The organism is Paenibacillus sp. S02 (assembly GCF_019454065.1).
Classification (GTDB): domain Bacteria; phylum Bacillota; class Bacilli; order Paenibacillales; family Paenibacillaceae; genus Paenibacillus; species Paenibacillus polymyxa_B.
Genome location: NZ_CP073682.1, coordinates 69,296 through 87,650, shown reverse-complemented (window position 1 = coordinate 87,650; position 18,355 = coordinate 69,296). Strand labels below are relative to the sequence as shown.

Sequence of the window (18,355 nt, the reverse complement as noted above, 5' to 3'; positions counted from 1 at the left end):
AAGGACAGTTTAACGTGCGCTTCCACCCCGTCATTGATCCAGTGAAACAATTTCTTCCGCCTCAGCCACCAATCGATCGCCTACGGAAGCCCGACCGCTTCCGAGTATATAGCCCCGCCGACGCTTGATCACTTCAAAATAGAGATCAATTCGGTCCCCAGGCTTCGCCAAGCTATGGAATCGAATTCCATTGAGGTTGGTCAGGTATGAAATGCCTTTTTTATCAATCGCAGCGAATGCCGCTAATTGTGCAAGCGACTCCACAATCAACATAGGAGGCATGTATGGATTAGTGTCTGTAATGAACCACTCACTCCAGGTGACAAGCTTGTATCCCTTCGCCCATTGCGACGTTTCGTACCCGGTCACGCCATCCAACAGAAGAAATGGGTACCGGTGCGGAAGCACATCCGGGATATGGATTAGCTCTTCGCTCACAGGCTTATTCCCCTTCCCACTTGCGAACAGCAAGGCAGACGTTGTGCCCTCCGAAACCAAATGAATTGCTAATCGCCGCGCGGACCTCGCGTTCCTGATATACATGCGGCACAAAATTCAATTCAGGAGCTTCAGGATTGTCGCAATTGAGTGTCGGTGGTACTTTGCTGTGAATCATGCTCTGCACAGTCGCAATTAATTCGACTGCCCCTGCACCGCCCATTAAATGGCCAGTCATGGATTTAATAGACGATATCGCCAAATGGGGGGCATGCTCCCCGAATACTTTTTGAATAGCGTTAATCTCCATACGATCATTAAATGGCGTACTCGTACCGTGGGCATTGACATAGTCGATTTCCTGCGGTGTCAAGCCGCCATCCTGCAGTGCGATGTTGATCGCTTCTGCCGGGCCAGAGCCAGAGGGATCTGGAGCCGTGATATGATACGCATCAGTTGTGCATCCGTAACCCACAACTTCGGCCAGAATGGTGGCTCCGCGGTTCAAAGCATACTCCAACTCCTCCAGCACCAAGACTCCTGCTCCTCCACCGATGACGAATCCATCGCGATCCACATCAAACGGACGACTGGCCTTCTGCGGCTCTTCATTACGTCTGGAGAGAGCATGGATATTCGCAAAAGATGCCAGATCAAGCTGACTAAAATTGGCTTCTGCTCCACCAGCAACCACAACATCAGCCGTGCCGTACTGGATCGTACGTAATGCCTCACCAATGGCATTACTTCCTGTGGCACAAGCCGTAACCACAGCAAAAGAAGGCCCCTTGGCTCCAATAGCAATGGAGATTTCACCAGGTGCTGAATTAATCATCATCGAGGAAACAAAATAAGGAGAAACTCTTTTGGGACCAAGCTTTGTTAATTTCCCATAGTTCTCCTCTATAACGTCGAGGCCGCCTGCTCCAGAGCCGACAATAACCCCCACGCGACTTGCATTCCGCTCATCAATCACCAATTTTGATTGCTCCACTGCCTGCCGGGCAGCCGCCAAAGCAAACTGAGTGAACTGTGCGACTTTATTAGCTTCCTTCTTGCTCATATATTGCAATGGGTCAAAGCCCGTAACCTGTGCACCGATCTTTGTCGGAATGTCCGCTGTATCGAAAGCAGTGACAGGTCCGATTCCGCTTTTTCCTTCCAACAGTGAATTCCAGAAATCCGTAAGATTAAGCCCGACCGGCGTTACGACTCCCTGTCCAGTCACTACAACACGTCTTCTCACTGTATCCACGTCCTTCGTTGAAATTAATTCTTGGAAGCCTGTTGCTCGTAGAGAGGAAAGTCGCCATACACATGACTGATTTTTTCATGCACATCCGCAAGATCAGCATATACCTCGACGACCACAAGCTTGTTCTCCTGATACTTTTGCCAAGCAAGCTGAAGCTGTTCCCGTGCCTCTCCCTTACTCCGAATTGCAAGGCTTTCCACAAACTCATACTGGGGAATTTGAATTCCTGTCTTGGCCGCCTCAGAAACAAACGGGAGGGACTGCCCTGCGAGATGTTTATAATTCATCTGATTCTGCAACCAACCATAGCCACCATTATTGAGTACGAGATAGATTAACGGTATTTGATACTCCACCGCCGTCATAAAATCCGAACAGAAGAGATTGAACGCACCGTCACCTACGAGTGCTACTACTGGACGTTGTGTTGCCACGCTTGCTCCCAGAGCAGCCGCCGCACCGAATCCAAGACTCGTTTGATCACTAGGAACAATCGAAAGAGAACCGTGGGCAAAGCGAAAATATGGATAAAAGTAGGACCACATATCCTGCAATCCATTCTCTTGAAGAAGCACCAGATTTTCAGGGAACTCCGTCTGAATCATGTCCAACAGCTCAGGAACGTGGATTCCAGGGGTCTTTTTCAGCTTTTCCAAATAAATAGCCCTGTGAGAAAAAGCCTCCTGTTTACAACTCCTAATCGTTTCAAGCCACACTCCATCAGGCTCCTGCCCGCGCCGTTCAAGCCACTGCTCCACCGCTGCATATCCATCACCAAGCACCTTGATACCCTTGTATTCGTGTGCAAAATCCTCCAGATTTACATTGACTTGAATCAAAGGTGTATCCTGTAGCAAAATATCCCACTCGAAAGTAGCCGTTTCTTCCAATCGACTGCCCAGTGTGATCACTACATCAGATTCCTTCCAGATTTGTCTTAGATTGAGATCCGTATAGAGTCCCGCAACACCACAGAAGAGTTCGTGGTCTTCATCAACTACACCCCGTCCCGAGGCGGTTGCGAACAAGGCCGCTCCATGTTGGTTAGCAAACCGCTCAATCACATCACCTGTACCTGACTTCATTCCGCCTCCGACTAGAATGAGTGGCCTGCGGGCGTTCTCAATAATTCCCCACGATGCATCCAACTCCCGACGAGACGGAGAGCACGACAGCTTTTCTGGTGGGGTAAACTGAAACCCTGTTGGCACAGGCTGGTCCATCAGGTTTTCAGGGAGTTCGATATAGACAGGACCCGGTGCTCCATTGATAGCCAAAAAGGCAGCCCGCTCCATCGCCCATACAAGCCGATCCACATGCTCGACACGATAAGCCCATTTTACGAGCGGCTTCACGAGTGAGATTTGATCGGCTTCCTGAAAGGATCGGGTACCCAGCTTGTCTCCTCCGGTACCAAGCGCCAGAAGCAGGAGCGGAGCGCCCAGGTTTTTGGCTTCCAGCAGCCCTGTGAGTGTATTACTGAGCGCAGGGCCTTTCCCCACAACACATACGGACATCTGGTTGGTGGTGAGCGCATAACCTGCTGCCATGAACACAGCATTACGTTGATCTTTGCACAGAATAAAATCCATACCGGATGAGGGGAGTGACGATACGATTTTGAGATCATCACTTGGTAATCCAAAGAGATGCTGAACCCCAGCCGATTTTAAGTAGCCAATGATGGCATCCCAGGGAAAGAAGCTCGCAGTCATACCAAACTCCTCTTTTCCGACAAATACTCTGCGACAATTTCTGAAATCAAGATCGGCTTCGAAATGAGCTTGAAATCGTAAAAAATATAGTTCGACATCGTTCCGTAGCCACCAAAAGGCTTATTGCCTTGATCCACATCCTCAAGCGTCTGATTAATGGTCAATGTGTGCTTCTTTCGTAAAACGTCCGTCAGGTGCTCCGATCCGTATAAGCTGCAACCCATTGCACGTTCACTGAAATAACTGGAGGAAATACGTTTGATCAATTGCTCGTCGTCTTGGTAGCTAACTACATTGAAGACTGGCGAAAAATACTCAATAATATCCAGATTCTGATCCAATTCACTATATACAACCGTCGGCTCCATCTTTTTCGTACGGAAATCAATGCCGCCGCCGTAAATAATAAACTTATCGTTCGTATTAAAATATTCAGAAACCGAGTTCAGCGCATCTTTATAGAAAATAGGGGAATAGTTTGCGTTCGGATCATCGTTGGCTCCAAACACAAGTTGGTCAAGCCGTTGAATCAGCAGATCTTTGAAATGCTCACTCACCTCTTGATGTACCAGAATGATGTCGGGTCCCAGGCAGTCCTGTCCTGAGTTGAACAGTCTCATTCGGATTACATCGGTAACCGCCAGTTCCAGATCGGCATCAGGTCCGATGACGAAAGGATTGATCCCTTGTCCATAGAAGATGTAGAGTTGGTCTTTTCGGATTTGTTTTTTGATCTTCTCCGCATTGACATAGCTCCCGGTGAACACCACAATATCAGCTGGCATAACCGAATTTTCCATAAAAACCCTTTGACTGACCTTACGAATATAGATGGGTAATCCGTGTACAGCCTGAAGCTTTTCATGCAGCATGTTGACGTACTCGTTTACGTGAGAAGAAGGGCGAAAGTCTATATTTTCAACGTACAGGGACGGAATCAAGAGGTATAATGCATAGGAGTACAAAATGACGTTGGAAGGCATGAATACAGCCATAGATCGTTGCCAGCTTGGCTGATAGGTTTGCACTTCTTGCAGAGCACCTTGAAGTGTAAGGATCGTGGAGTCAATTTCTGCATTGGCAGCCCGATAGGATGAAAATTGCGTGAGAATATCCATCACTTCCTGCCGATTTTCAATCAAATAATTGAGGCACTTCAGAATAGATTCATGCCTTTTCAAAAACAGTGTGTTTTCTGCCAATTCTGGATTTATACTCATGGCACATTCTCCCTTTCCTATATGCGGTTTTGGTAAATATCTTGCTATACTTTGCGAGATGCAACTTTCTCCAGGGCAATACGCTCCATCTCCAGACGATCTACTTTTCCATTGCGATTTAAAGGAAAATGGTCGAGCGGAAGCAAAAGATCGGGAAACATGTATGAAGGAAGTACACGATTTATTTCTTTGCGGAGTACAGACAAGGCTTGCGAGGATTCACCTTCGATGAATGCAACAAGCAATGTCCCTTTAGCCTCATCCTCCAAGGTGATCACGCAGGATCGGTAACCAAGCGAACCAATCCGGTCCTCAATATAGACCGGAGATACCATGTAGCCCATCCGGTTGACCGTCTTACCGCTGCGACCAATAACATACAGCATTCCGTCATCCAGATAGCCCAGATCCCCCGTCTTGAACCAGCCGTCCTGTAGAACGGATTGCGTCAGGTCTGGACGATTCAAGTAACCTTCCATGCATCCAGCACTGCGTATCCACACTTCGCCTACGATACCGTCCGCCTGCTGGTTGCCTGTAGAATCTAGTATTCTCAGATCCACACCAGGTAAGGGTAGGCCACAACCCTTCGGACACTCTAGCGTCCCCAGCGTAACGTTGCCCAGTTCAGAAAGGCCGTAACCATTCAGCAGGGGCTGTCCAAATATGTTGTTAAATTTCTCTTCGAGGTCTTGGGTAAGTGGGGAACCGCCTACGCACCACATGCGCACCGGAGCTTCCTTGACCATTTCCAGTTGTTCGGGTTTTCGGTTTAGCATACGCAACAAGGTGTAAAAAGCAGAGGGGTTAGCGTCTACGACCGTCGCCCGGTCTTTCGTAATACTTGCAATGACGCTCCAGAGGTTTTTGGGATTGCAGATGATGAGAGAACATGAGGTTAACCACCAGGAGAAGATAAGTGAGATTCCATAAAAATGAGAGAAAGGCACAACGGGGAGCATATGGTCAGACGGTAGGTAGTTCATGGCGTGTATGGAATGCCTGATATTCTCCATAAAAGCTGAACCAGCTTTCACGATTCCCTTGGGTTTTCCCGTCGTACCTGAAGAATACAGAATGAGCGCATCTGGCCTCTCGCACCACTTGTTAAAGTCGAGGGCTTCAAGCTTTGGCTCTCCCACCCAATCCGGGTGTACTGCTTCTTCTTGAATCAGATCTTGAATCAGAATAACGAGAGCATGAGGAAGTTCTAAATCGGAATCCGTAAGGATGCAACAGGCACCCGCTTCATCATAGATTTGGGCCACCTCATCGAGCACAGTCTGCTCGTCCACCACAGTCACCGAAACAGCAATATTACACAGGGAAAACAGAGACACAACAAACCAATAGGAATTGGCCGCTTTCAGAATCACTCTACCGTCTTCGGGAATTCCTCTGAGCGTCAACATCCGGGAGAAGATCGTAACGTCTCGCTCCAGACGCTCCCTAGTCATAATTCCTTCAGGTGAGATAATACGGCAATCCGTATGCGTAATAAGCACAACGTTCCCTCCTTACATCCCCGTAATATGGTATCCAGCATCTACATGGATAACTTCACCCGTAATGCCTCTCGATAAATGGGAAAATAGGAATAACGCCGTATCTCCGACTTCCGACGTATCAACCGTCTTGCGTAGGGGCGTAGTTTCTTCAATATGTTTGAGCATTGTGTTAAAATCTTTAATACCATAGGCAGCCAAGGTCCGTATCGGACCAGCGGAAATCGCATTTACACGAATGCCATATGTGCCCAGATCATTCGACAGATAGCGCATACTGGCTTCCAGTGAAGCCTTCGCCACACCCATAACGTTGTAATTTTTGATCGCTCGTTCTGCGCCAATATACGTCATGGTGACGATACTTCCACCCTCTGTCATCAGTGGGTATACTCGACGGGAGACAGCAGCCAGAGAATAGGCACTGATTTCTTGTGCAACGGCGAATCCCTCACGAGAAGTGTCAACGAACAAGCCATCCAAATCCTCAGCCTTAGCATAGGCGACACTGTGAAAATAACCATGCAACACGCCTACTTTTTCTTTTAGAAAATCCGCCAATGCATCAAGCTCTTCATTGCTTTGTACATTACAAGGACAGACCAGTGCTCCCGGAATGGTTTCAACGAGCTTTAGTACCCGCTCTGCAACCCTCTCATTTTCGTAAGTAAAAATGAGCTGTGCTCCTTCAGCAGCTAAAGATTGAGCTGTCCCCCAGGCAATACTCCTGTTATTAGCCACGCCCATAATCAAAATGTTCTTACCGCTCAGTAGTACTGCCACAGAAACCACCTTTCTTTTTTTACATTTTCAAACAAAATAACAACTTAATTGCGTATGTCTACATTTATAGACATATGTAATCTTTCCTGGAATATTATCGCGTTAATTGCCAAACTTGGATAGGCGACGTTTTAGGCAAATCACAAAATTTATTTTAAAATTTGCGTAACACATCATGCATGCTGTCTGTCATCTCACAAAAAATAGTTGTGTTGCTTCTGTTGGTCTGTGTTCAAATCGAAAGGGATACATGTGTGTGAAAAAAGGTAGCGAGGTAAAAATAAGGTGACTGTCAAAAGCGAGTTAAACATAAAATCCTCATATTTTTGTAAATATTTACATTCCGATGACGGACTCACCCCACTACCGGAAGTAACCACTTCATTTTCACCAACAATGAGTCTTCCGATTTGAACATCCTGAGTGACCAGCCAGATTTTATCTAATCTAAGTGTGAAGCCTTAACCTCTATAGACTACGCTTTTGTTTTTTGGGAGCTAAAGTATAGCTAAAGGAGACAACAAAGTCGATTGCCAGAACGATCGCCCATGTTTGCATAATGCCCTCCAAAGACACCGTACGCTGCGGATCATCAACATACACAATGATGGCGAGCAACAAAGCATTACCTATAGCCCAGCCCAAAAGGTGAAGCAACCAACCTATCCGTTCCTCTTTTGCATGAGCAGCACCATACTTGCGTTCAGGCTTGGGTCCCTTACCAAACCAATGGGAGAACCGTACATCCGCCCACTTAATTAACCTATGACCAAATGCTACTGTAATACCAAAATAACAGGCCGCCAGACCAGTAGCAGTCGTTATCTCCATGCCGCTTCTCACCGTGATGAACACCGCAATCAGTAGCAGGATATCAATAATGGGGGTAAATAGTAAAAGAAGACCACCTAATTTCTTCAAGCCAAACATATACCTTGCGATTAACCCTGCAACAACAAAAACCCAAAATAAAACTTCTGCACTAATGATAAATAAATACATAATAGATGATTCCTTTCAAATTAGAAATTGGTATTCACCTCAACTATCCCCCTTTCATGCCCACTATCATACAATATTATACATAATATTCCTAGTATCTTGTCTATAATTACATAAAAGGAAACAAATAGCCGTTTTTTTCGTGAAAAACAGTATCTGTTCAGACCATTTCGTCTTGTTCTCAAAATGGGCATTTTACATGATATGCTACCCATAAAGAATTATGATGATCTGAAATGAAAAAAAGATGTACCTATGCTAATCAGCACGGGTACATCTTTTTTTTACAGATACACTATCCAATTACAATATGCCCTTCGGGCCGACGGTACAATGTCTTGGTCGAGCGTGGACGAATGGCATAGGCAATCGTAAGAGGACCAATCCGACCAATAAACATAGTCACACAAATAATCAGCTTGCCTGCGTCAGACAATCCAGGCGTCACTCCTACAGACAACCCTACCGTTCCGATTGCGGAAGCAGCCTCAAATGCAAGGGAGAGAAATGGGGCATCCTCTGTCATTAAGAGCAGTATAACCACAATCGAGAATATAAATAGGGCCAGTACAATAATGGTCAGCGCCCGCATCATGATATCTTTGGGGACCCTATGGCGGAAAAACACAATTTCCTTCTGTCCTCGCATGACGGCGATTAGCGCACCAACCATAAGCAGAAACGTAGTCGTTTTAATTCCTCCTCCAGTGGAACCCGGAGAAGCACCGATAATCATCAGCAACATAATAAAAAACTGACTTGCCTGCCTTAACCCGCTGATATCGACTGTGCTCGTACCTGATGATCTCGTGGAGACCGATTGAAAGACAGCTCCATATACTTTGCCTTCCCAGTTCAGCGCGCCCAAGGTTCGTGCATTGGTAAACTCAAAAACAAATAAAACCAGCGCACCAATCACAATGAGCACTCCCGACACGCTAAGCACCATTTTGGAGTGTAGAGACAGTCTCCGGGTACGGCGAAAATCGAACAGATCGCTAAGTACAAGGAAACCCAAGCCTCCTGATATAACGAGCACAGATGCAATCATATTGAAAACAAAATCTCCAGCGTATTGTTGGAAGCTAGTCCCGAACAGATCGAATCCTCCGTTATTAAAGAGGGATACGGAATGGAATATTCCATAATATATCGCTTGTCCGACAGGCATCTCTCGCATCCACCGCAAAGCTAAGACGACGGCAGCTATCGCCTCAATGGTAAAAGAGAAGATCAGCACCTTGCGAATAATACGCACGATCCCTTCCATGCTATCGGCATTAATAGCCTCCTTAAGCAGCAACCGATCCTTTAACGATAATCGCCGCCCCAACAACAGCGCAAACAAGGTCGCTAAGGTCATAAACCCCAGCCCGCCTAACTGCATCAGCACCAGAATGACGGTTTCGCCAAACATCGTATACGTTGAATCGACGTCAACAACGACCAGTCCTGTGACACAAGCGGCTGAGACGGACGTAAAAAGCGAATCAATCCAATGCGGAGCATGTCCACTATGATTGGCAACAGGAAGCATCAGTAGCAAAGTACCTAATGCAATAATCAACAAATATCCGATGACCAATATAAAAGGAGGCGATGCGAACCGACTAAGCTTGACGCTGCGTTTCATTAGAGTATTCTCTCCATCCGTTCTTATGAAAAAGAGGAACAAGACACGGGAAGCCCGGCTGATCCTCTATATTCATAATGTTATGTTATTCTACTGTACGGTTACGCATATGCGGGAAAAGCAGCACATCGCGAATGGAAGGCGCATCTGTCAGCAACATGACCAAACGATCGATGCCGATGCCCAGTCCGCCTGTTGGCGGCATACCGTATTCCAAGGCGCGGATAAAGTCATCATCCATTTCATGAGCCTCATCGTTACCGTGCTCACGTTCCAGCAATTGGCCTTCAAAACGTTGGCGCTGGTCAATTGGATCATTCAGCTCAGTGAACGCATTCGCATGCTCACGAGCGACCACGAACAGCTCGAAGCGATCCGTAAACCGCGGATCTTGTTCGTTTTTCTTGGCCAACGGCGAGATTTCAACCGGATGTCCCGTAATAAAGGTCGGCTGAATGAGCGTTTCCTCTACGAACTGCTCAAAGAATGCATTCAGGATATGACCAAATGTCATATGCGGCTCAACCGGAACCTTATGCTCTTTCGCAAGGCGATGAGCTTCTTCATTACCCATCTGCACGCTAAAGTCTACGCCTGTTACTTCTTTTACAGCATCGACCATGGAAACTCTGCGCCATTGCGGCGTCAGATCCACTTCCTGGCCTTGATATTGAATGTGCTGTGTGCCCAGTACTTCCTGCGCAATATGTGCAACCATGTTTTCCGTCAATTGCATGATATCTTTATAATCAGCATACGCTTCATACAGCTCAATCATCGTAAACTCAGGGTTATGGCGGGTCGAAATACCTTCATTACGGTAAACACGCCCGATCTCATATACTTTCTCCATTCCGCCGACAATTAGTCGTTTCAAATGGAGTTCAATAGCAATACGCATATAGAGCTGCATGTCCAATGCATTATGGTGCGTAACAAATGGCTTCGCTGCCGCCCCGCCAGCAATGGAATGCAATGTTGGAGTTTCAACTTCCAAATAGCCGAGCGAATCGAGATAACGACGCATGGATTGAATAATGCGGGACCGTGTAATGAACGTTTTTTGTACTTCAGGGTTCATAACCAGATCGACATACCGCTGACGGTAACGCAATTCAACATCCTTCAGACCATGATATTTCTCCGGTAATGGATACAAGGATTTGGACAAGACCTCAATATCCAGCACTTTGATTGTCGTTTCGCCTGTTTTGGTCTTAAAGAGCACACCCTTAACACCAACAATATCGCCCAGATCCAAAATACCAAATGCTTTATATTTGGATTCAGGTACCGTGTCTTGACGAACATAAATTTGAATACGTCCACTCAGATCCTGTATATGAGCAAAGCTGGCTTTTCCCATCACACGTTTAGCCATAATACGGCCTGCTATGCTAACTTCAATATTCTTTTCTTCCAGTTCTTCCTTAGTCAAACTGTCATACTTGCTCAGTAGTACGCCCGCTTCAGCCGTGCGTATGTATTTGCGTCCAAAAGGATCAATGCCCAATGAGCGAAGCTCGTCCAATTTGGCACGACGAATTTGTAATAATTCACTTAATTCCTCGCGATTTTCTTGTGTTTCCTGGTTAGTAGTTTCATCCGACATGGTGCTAAATCAGCTCCTTCAATATGAATAGACGGGCCGGGGTCCGTCCGGGTGTAGAGAAAAAAAGCTTCCACAAGGAAGCTTTTACATTAAATTCCAAAGTCCGTGTCTTATTTCTTGATATCCACGATTTTATATTGAATAACGCCTGCTGGAACGGTGACATCCACAACAGTTCCCTTTTTCTTACCGAGAATTGCCTTGCCAACCGGACTTTCATTCGAAATCTTATTCTGTAGCGGGTCGGATTCGGCAGAGCCTACGATAGCATACTCTGTAATATCTCCGAATTCCAAATCTTCAACGGTTACAGTTGCGCCTACTCCCACAACATCGGTGTCAATTTCATCACTATTGATAATGCGGGCATTGCGTAGCATCTTTTCCAACGTAATTACACGGCCTTCAATAAAGGCCTGCTCATTCTTTGCATCCTCATATTCGGAGTTTTCACTAATATCTCCGTATCCGATGGCTACCTTAATCCGTTCAGCCACTTCGCGGCGTTTGACAGACTTTAAGTTCTCAAGCTCATCTTCGAGCTTTCTAAGACCTTCCTGTGTCAGAATGACTTCTTTATCGCTCATCTTAACCGATTCTCCTGTCATGGGAAAAGTTTAAAAGTGCATCGGAATGCACGCTTTCAAAACATAATATGCCACTCTGAGGGAATGAGAACATTTCCTGCTGTTGTCTTGAGAGCTGCACACAATTTGTAGCATACATCAAGATTTTATACTGAACGATTATAGGGCAAGCAATTGGAAAAGTCAATCGCGTGCGCAGGCCGGAACAGCTTCCTTATTGCGCAACAGCAGCAGGAGAAGCAGCGCTTGTAGAAGGCTCATCGTTTTCTACCATGTGCAATTGAGATACAAATTGATCCAAAATATGTACCATATCATCGCGCTTTGTTTCTTCCATAATGACATCCTTAATACGTGCAGAACCTTTAAGCCCCTTGAGGTACCAAGCCAGATGCTTGCGCATTTCACGGACAGCTACCGCTTCACCCTTCAATGCAACCAGACGATCCATATGCAGAATGGCAATGCGGATTTTTTCTTCCGGTGCAGGATCGGGCAACAGCTCACCTGTTTGCAAGTACTCAATCGTACGGTAGAGCATCCATGGATTCCCCAGAGCACCGCGTCCGATCATAACGCCATCACAATTGGTCAAATCCAGCATGCGGCGGGCATCTTCCGGTGATGCCACATCACCGTTTCCAATTACAGGAATGGAAACTGCTTCTTTAACTTCTTTTATAATATCCCAATTCGCATGTCCCGTATACAGTTGCTCCCGTGTACGGCCATGTACGCTAACGGCCTGACCTCCGGCACGTTCAACAGCGCGAGCGTTCTCTACGGCATAAATATGCTCGCTATCCCAACCAATACGCATTTTCACGGTAACCGGCTTGCTTACTGATTCCACTACCGCCGATACCATTTCATAAATCTTGTTTGGATCGAGCAGCCAACGAGCACCCGCATCACATTTGGTCACTTTGGGAACCGGGCAGCCCATATTGATGTCAATAATATCTGCATTCGTTTCCTGATCTACGACCTTCGCTGCTTCCACCAAAGATTCGCGGTCTCCCCCGAAAATTTGCAAGCTAAGCGGCTTCTCGCGTTCATCTACAAACAGCATCTCGCGCGTACGCTTGTTGCCGTGAATGATCGCCTTATCACTAACCATTTCTGCGCACACCAGACCTGTACCGAATTCCTTGGCGATCAGGCGAAAAGCAGGGTTACACACGCCTGCCATCGGAGCCAGAACGACTTGATTTTTCATTTCAATATCGCCGATTTTCAACATATCTGTTCACCCCTTTATTCTTTCTTTTGTATCGTCACTTATCGTCATTCCGTCAGTTCCCGGACTTCAATTTCTAGCGTTTGGGCGATAATGTTCAGCATGTCTGGGTCTACTGTACGATTGCCTCGCTCCACAGCACCTAATACAGTCAAAGATATACCAGTACGTTCTGCCAACTCCTGCTGTGTGAACCCTTTTAGCTTCCGAAAGGCGCGGAGTCGTTGCGCCAGCTGCATGTTTGCCAAAGCTGTATGCCGTCCTTTCCATCCACAGAATTCAATGCAGTATGCACGATACTGTACAGACCGGACGGATCTTGGTTCGGAACGATATCAGCCAAAGGAACCAGCACAAAAGCACGCTCCAACATACGAGGGTGAGGAAGCTCCAAATCCGGTGTAGCCAGTTGCGCCGCTTCCATCCATAACAAATCCAGATCAATGGTTCGTGGCCCATTAGGAATATGTCTTACTCTCCCCAGACGACTCTCCACCTCCAGCATATATACCAGAAGCTCCTCTGGAGCAAGTGTTGTAGATACGGCTACCGTCATGTTCAAAAAAGAAGGTTGATCCAGATACCCAACAGGCTCTGTTTCGTACAGGCTGGAGCACCGAAGCACCCGTATACCCGGATGTTCGTCCAGCACCGTAATGGCTTCATACAGGGTATGCTCGCGCTCCCCCAAATTAGCCCCTAAAGCAATATAAGCCTCTGATGCCTCAGAGGTCGAATGTGCATTCATGTATCGTTCCTACTTTCTTGCGCGATAAAGCTCAACCGTCACGCCCTGAAAATGAATATCAAACGGCGGATGCGGCTTTGTGACTTTGACAGTCAGTGCATTGACACTAGTATAAGTGTCCAGTAGGGAAGATGCAATACGTTCGCCCAAAGCTTCAATCAATTGGTAAGATTCCTTTTCTACAATATCTTTAACGGTGTAATGCACCTCGGCGTAATTAACCGTTTTGTCCAAAGCATCCTGCTCACCCGCTTCACGCAGATCAAGCTCCAGTTCCAAATCAATGTAGAAACGCTGTCCCAGCTTACGTTCCTCTGGAAAAACGCCATGATACCCGTAATACTCCATACGATGCAAAACCATTTTATCCATCGTGGGTAGACCCCCTGTTTTTTTATTTCAATTTTTTATAATAAATTTTTTTCTAAAAATACAGTGACTTTATGGCGCGTTGTAGCGGAATGAAGGATTTGAATCCGGAGAAGCGAAGCGCTCGCCTTTGCAACGGGATTCTTACAGTCATATGTTTTACCAATTCAAAGAATCCCGTTGCAACAGCGATCGTAGGATCAAATCATTCATGAAGCGTCTTCTAACCACCATAACTCAGTGCATTTTTAGACCCGTACACCATCGCATCACACATACGTACGGTGCGCTTGATTTGCGCAACATCGTGTACACGCACAATTTGGCACCCTTGAGCAATGCCAAAAGCAACAGTAGCCGCCGTGCCCTCCACCACGTCATTCACAGGCAAATCCAGTGCTGTACGAATAAATCTTTTGCGTGACGTAGCCAATAACAGCGGAAAGCCCAGCTGACTCAATGTATCGAGAGAAGTCATGGCATGAATATTTTCATCGTAATCCTTGGCAAAACCGATACCTGGGTCTAAAATGATCTGTTCCTCACGTACCCCTGCATCCAGCGCTAATCGGATACTTTCTTTTAAATCGGACAGCATATCAGAAACCAAATCACTATAGTTACGGTCATGACGATTATGCATCAAAATGACCGGACAATCGAATTCCGAAGCTATACGTGCCATATCGGGGTCTGCCTTAAACCCCCACACATCATTAATGATATGTGCGCCAGCCTCAAGTGCCTGCCTGGCTACCTCAGCTTTGTAAGTATCCACTGATAACGGGATGTGCGGTGCAATACGATGGATCGCCTGGATGACCGGAATGACCCGAGCCAACTCCTCTTCCACACCTACCGGATCATGTCCCGGGCGGGTAGACTCTCCACCAATGTCTATGATATCAGCTCCATCTTCCACCAGCTTCAATGCATGTAAAACAGCAATCTCTGGGCTATAATGTAATCCTCCATCGGAAAATGAATCCGGGGTCACATTCAGTATGCCCATGATCTGTGTGGAATGTCCGAGCGTAAACTCGGCATCCCCCATTCGGTAACTACGTTGATAAAGGGTCGGTATGTTCACTTGATCCCTGCTTTCTGTCTATAATCGTGCAACAGCAAAGCTGTTATGGACCTGGTCTGCGTCAAGGGAACCGATAAATGGTTCGTCGCTCCCCCCGGTTCCAACAACAAATTCACGGGCCGTATTTCTTGTATAGAGTTGGTTATGAAAATTTCATCAGCCTGTTTCAGCTCGTCCCAGCGGTATAGGCCTTGCTTACAAGGAATGTCTCGCAATTGCGCCAGCTCCAAAATGAACTCACGTGTAATGCCTGGCAGAATCCCTGTAGACAAGTCAGGGGTATACAGCGTATTATTCCGCACAAAAAACAGATTGCTGACCATTCCCTCTGCCAGAAAACCATCCGCCGTAAGCATCATTCCTTCGGCCTTATAATGGACAGCCTCGGCATACTGCTGAAGTTCCCGCTTCGCAAGAATGTTATTCATATAATGGAGCGACTTTAAGCGAACCTCACCCTCTGGAGTGTTTCTGGGAGTTCGCAACAACTGAAGCGCCGATGGGGAAGTGGATTGCCCGGTTTGTGTATTGGTAGAGGGCAACGTTTTAGCGAACAGAATATGATTAGGACGCGTATAGTCCCCCGTTGGCAATCCTAGCACCTCTTCGCCCGCTGATACAGTGTAACGGATATAGGCCTCATCCAGTCCATTCGCCACCATCAGATGTTGGATGTGTCTCGTAAGTTGCTCCTCATCCGGTTGAAAAGGAATGCCGAGCATTCGGCAACCTTCCTGCAGTCGATGCAGATGCCGATCCAGCAAGAATGGGACACCCTTGTAGGTGCGGAATGTTTCAAACAAACCCATTCCGTATAAAAAGCCGTGATCACTTACGTGAATCACGGCTTTTGCGGCTTCCGTGAGGACGCCGTTGACTCCGATATATTTCATGAATCAGACGCCTACCTTGCGTTTTAGGAAATTGCGTAACAGTTGATGCCCATAATCCGTAATAATGGATTCTGGATGGAACTGAACTCCTTCTACGGCAAATTCTTTATGCCGCAAACCCATAATTTCACCTTCTGCGGTTTCAGCGGTAATCTCTAGACATTCAGGCAGACTCTCGCGCTCCACCAGCAATGAGTGATACCGGGTTGCTGTGAACGGAGAAGGCAAACCTTCAAATACTGACGTATTGTGATGAAGAATCGGTGATGTTTTACCGTGCATGAGTCGTTCAGCCCGGATAACCTTACCGCCGAAAGCCTGTCCGATGGCCTGGTGGCCGAGGCAAACGCCAAAAATCGGAATGCGACCTTTAAAATGGCTGATCACATCCAGTGATATCCCTGCCTCATTCGGCGTGCATGGGCCCGGCGAGATCAAAATATGCTCTGGTGCCAGCTCTTCTATGCCTTTCACATCAATCTCATCGTTCCGTTTTACGGTTACTTCTTCGCCAAGTTCACCCAAATATTGAACAAGATTGTACGTAAACGAATCATAATTATCAATCACCAAAATCATACGACTCACCCTCCTGTGATACCGCCTCTGCTCAAAGCGGCTTCTTCTTCACCACATTGTACCGCCTTCATGACAGCTCTAGCCTTGTTCCGACATTCCCGGTATTCCCTGTACGGCTCTGAATCGATGACGATCCCCGCACCTGTCTGCAAATAGGCAGTGCTGCCTTTAACAGCTAATGTTCTTATTATAATATTTAATTCCATATTACCGTTATAGTCAATCCATCCAAGGGACCCTGTATAAGGCCCCCGACGAACGGGCTCTAATTCTTCAATAATTTCCATGGTGCGCACCTTGGGTGCCCCGGTAATGGTTCCGCCTGGAAAGGTAGCAGCAATTACATCTATAGCTGTACGACCCGGAGCTAATTTTCCCTCAACCTGAGAAACCAGGTGCATAACGTGCGAATAGTATTCGACAGTCAGCAGTTCAGGCACATGCACCGATCCGTATTCGGCAATCCGTCCGATATCGTTACGCTCCAGATCGACGAGCATAATATGCTCGGCGCGTTCTTTTTCGCTTGATAGAAGCTCTGCTGCCATAGCGGCATCTTCATCCGGTGTTATCCCTCTTCTTCTCGTACCTGCAATAGGTCGGGCGCTCACACGTCCATCCTCCAGCTTCACCAACAATTCCGGCGAGCCACTAACGATCCGTAAATCTGGCATACGCAGAATACCCATATAAGGGGAAGGATTCAGCAGACGAAGCCATTCATATATATTTTCAGGGAGGGCTGTAAGCGCACGTTGCTGACGAATCGACAAATTAACCTGGAATACATCCCCTTGGGCAATGTATTCCTGCACACGTTTTACGGCATGTTCAAAATCCTGTTGGTTAAATGCCACTGTCCAGCCTTCAGATTCAAGATGAGCAGCCTCTAACCCTTCTTCGGCGAGCCTAGCACAACGACGAGGGTACGCAGGATCAATCTCTCCTGCATTTATGATGTTATTCCACTGAGTCAGCATACGTTCTGCACGTTGGGCAGCTTCCGCGTAACGCTCGCAAAGTATGGGATTGGGCCCATCCAGCATAGCATGATTGGTCAAATCGGTATTATTGCTGACTTTATCGGAATGCGCAGGAGCGGGCATATGAACAGCACAATATATGCAGGATTTCTCGTGATCATAAATCCATAGCTCATCCACCCTCATCCATACATAATCAGGTATGTCTGTATCGTCTGCAGCTTGAGATGGCAAACGCTCCAACGAGCGAGCTACATCGTAGCCAAGATAACCCGCAAATCCTCCAGAGAAAAAAGGCATGCCAGGTACACGCGGCGCACGGTAAGGAGCGATCCAGTTGCTCATGACTTTCAAAGGTTTACCATGCATATCTCCATGCTTCCCGCTTTGCAAATCAGTCCAAACTGCATGTTCTCCCTTGCCCTCCAATATAGCAACCGGATTTAAGGCCAGATAGGTGTACCTCCCACCTTTAGCGCTCTCCAGCAAAAAGGCATATGGCGACGAATCCTCCCAAGCCTTCCGCCACGATGACGGTAGCCCCCCCACGGGTAATGGGTACTCAGCAATATAGGGAAGTATGCTCCAGCCTTCCTCCTGCCAAACCTGCCACTGCGTCTCCGTCACTCTAGCTGTCGATTTCATCCGTGTGTGCTTCCCCTTCCCTACTTTTCAATAAGTCTATATTCTCTCCTTAAAAAGA

General features: G+C 46.9%; 18 protein-coding genes. All 18 read right to left on the bottom strand.

Features of this window, described 5'->3' with window-relative positions; genetic code table 11:
* Nucleotides 1-30: 30 nt before the first annotated feature.
* On the bottom strand, nt 31-438 hold the full coding sequence (locus tag KAI36_RS00410; protein WP_220026567.1) for a 3-hydroxyacyl-ACP dehydratase FabZ family protein: 408 nt from the start codon (nt 436-438) through the stop codon (nt 31-33).
* A 4-nt stretch (nt 439-442) separates the two neighbouring features.
* Nucleotides 443-1,684, bottom strand: coding sequence for a beta-ketoacyl-ACP synthase II (gene fabF / locus KAI36_RS00405; RefSeq protein ID WP_025721666.1), 1,242 nt, complete (start codon nt 1,682-1,684; stop codon nt 443-445).
* Between the two features lie 23 nt (nt 1,685-1,707).
* Nucleotides 1,708-3,408, bottom strand: a complete 1,701-nt coding sequence (locus KAI36_RS00400) for a thiamine pyrophosphate-binding protein (RefSeq protein ID WP_220026565.1) — start codon at nt 3,406-3,408, stop codon at nt 1,708-1,710.
* Entirely contained in the window at nt 3,405-4,628 is a 1,224-nt protein-coding gene (locus KAI36_RS00395) for an aldehyde dehydrogenase family protein (RefSeq protein WP_220026564.1), read from the bottom strand. The genes KAI36_RS00400 and KAI36_RS00395 overlap by 4 nt, the downstream gene beginning before the upstream one ends.
* A 44-nt stretch (nt 4,629-4,672) precedes the next feature.
* Nucleotides 4,673-6,133, bottom strand: coding sequence for a class I adenylate-forming enzyme family protein (locus KAI36_RS00390; protein ID WP_220026562.1), 1,461 nt, complete (start codon nt 6,131-6,133; stop codon nt 4,673-4,675).
* 12 nt (nt 6,134-6,145) lie between these two features.
* Entirely contained in the window at nt 6,146-6,916 is a 771-nt protein-coding gene (gene fabI / locus KAI36_RS00385) for an enoyl-ACP reductase FabI (protein ID WP_013308164.1), read from the bottom strand.
* Between the two features lie 468 nt (nt 6,917-7,384).
* The gene (locus KAI36_RS00380) at nt 7,385-7,918 is read right to left on the bottom strand and encodes a hypothetical protein (RefSeq protein WP_220026547.1); all 534 of its coding nucleotides are present in this window, start codon (nt 7,916-7,918) and stop codon (nt 7,385-7,387) included.
* Nucleotides 7,919-8,213: 295 nt separating this feature from the next.
* Nucleotides 8,214-9,551: a TrkH family potassium uptake protein gene (locus KAI36_RS00375; protein ID WP_071639027.1), complete on the bottom strand. Its 1,338-nt coding sequence runs from the start codon at nt 9,549-9,551 to the stop codon at nt 8,214-8,216.
* Between the two features lie 85 nt (nt 9,552-9,636).
* On the bottom strand, nt 9,637-11,163 hold the full coding sequence (gene lysS, locus KAI36_RS00370) for a lysine--tRNA ligase (protein ID WP_220026546.1): 1,527 nt from the start codon (nt 11,161-11,163) through the stop codon (nt 9,637-9,639).
* A gap of 110 nt (nt 11,164-11,273) precedes the next feature.
* Nucleotides 11,274-11,750, bottom strand: coding sequence for a transcription elongation factor GreA (gene greA / locus KAI36_RS00365; RefSeq protein ID WP_013308160.1), 477 nt, complete (start codon nt 11,748-11,750; stop codon nt 11,274-11,276).
* Nucleotides 11,751-11,964: 214 nt separating this feature from the next.
* Nucleotides 11,965-12,993, bottom strand: coding sequence for a tRNA dihydrouridine synthase DusB (gene dusB, locus KAI36_RS00360; protein WP_220026545.1), 1,029 nt, complete (start codon nt 12,991-12,993; stop codon nt 11,965-11,967).
* A 44-nt stretch (nt 12,994-13,037) separates the two neighbouring features.
* A complete protein-coding gene (locus tag KAI36_RS00355; RefSeq protein ID WP_220026544.1) occupies nt 13,038-13,238 on the bottom strand; it encodes a helix-turn-helix domain-containing protein in 201 nt (66 codons plus the stop codon).
* On the bottom strand, nt 13,190-13,738 hold the full coding sequence (gene folK / locus KAI36_RS00350) for a 2-amino-4-hydroxy-6-hydroxymethyldihydropteridine diphosphokinase (RefSeq protein WP_220026543.1): 549 nt from the start codon (nt 13,736-13,738) through the stop codon (nt 13,190-13,192). Before folK ends, KAI36_RS00355 begins: the two co-directional genes overlap by 49 nt.
* Nucleotides 13,739-13,747: 9 nt before the next feature.
* The gene (folB, locus tag KAI36_RS00345) at nt 13,748-14,110 is read right to left on the bottom strand and encodes a dihydroneopterin aldolase (RefSeq protein WP_023986457.1); all 363 of its coding nucleotides are present in this window, start codon (nt 14,108-14,110) and stop codon (nt 13,748-13,750) included.
* A 220-nt stretch (nt 14,111-14,330) separates the two neighbouring features.
* On the bottom strand, nt 14,331-15,197 hold the full coding sequence (gene folP / locus KAI36_RS00340; RefSeq protein WP_220026542.1) for a dihydropteroate synthase: 867 nt from the start codon (nt 15,195-15,197) through the stop codon (nt 14,331-14,333).
* Entirely contained in the window at nt 15,194-16,090 is an 897-nt protein-coding gene (locus tag KAI36_RS00335) for an aminotransferase class IV (RefSeq protein ID WP_220026541.1), read from the bottom strand. Before KAI36_RS00335 ends, folP begins: the two co-directional genes overlap by 4 nt.
* A 3-nt stretch (nt 16,091-16,093) precedes the next feature.
* Nucleotides 16,094-16,669 carry an aminodeoxychorismate/anthranilate synthase component II gene (gene pabA, locus KAI36_RS00330; RefSeq protein ID WP_013308153.1) on the bottom strand — a complete coding sequence of 192 codons (576 nt, stop codon included), beginning with the start codon at nt 16,667-16,669 and terminating at the stop codon, nt 16,094-16,096.
* Nucleotides 16,670-16,674: 5 nt separating this feature from the next.
* Nucleotides 16,675-18,297, bottom strand: coding sequence for an anthranilate synthase component I family protein (locus KAI36_RS00325; RefSeq protein ID WP_220026540.1), 1,623 nt, complete (start codon nt 18,295-18,297; stop codon nt 16,675-16,677).
* Nucleotides 18,298-18,355 lie beyond the last annotated feature (58 nt).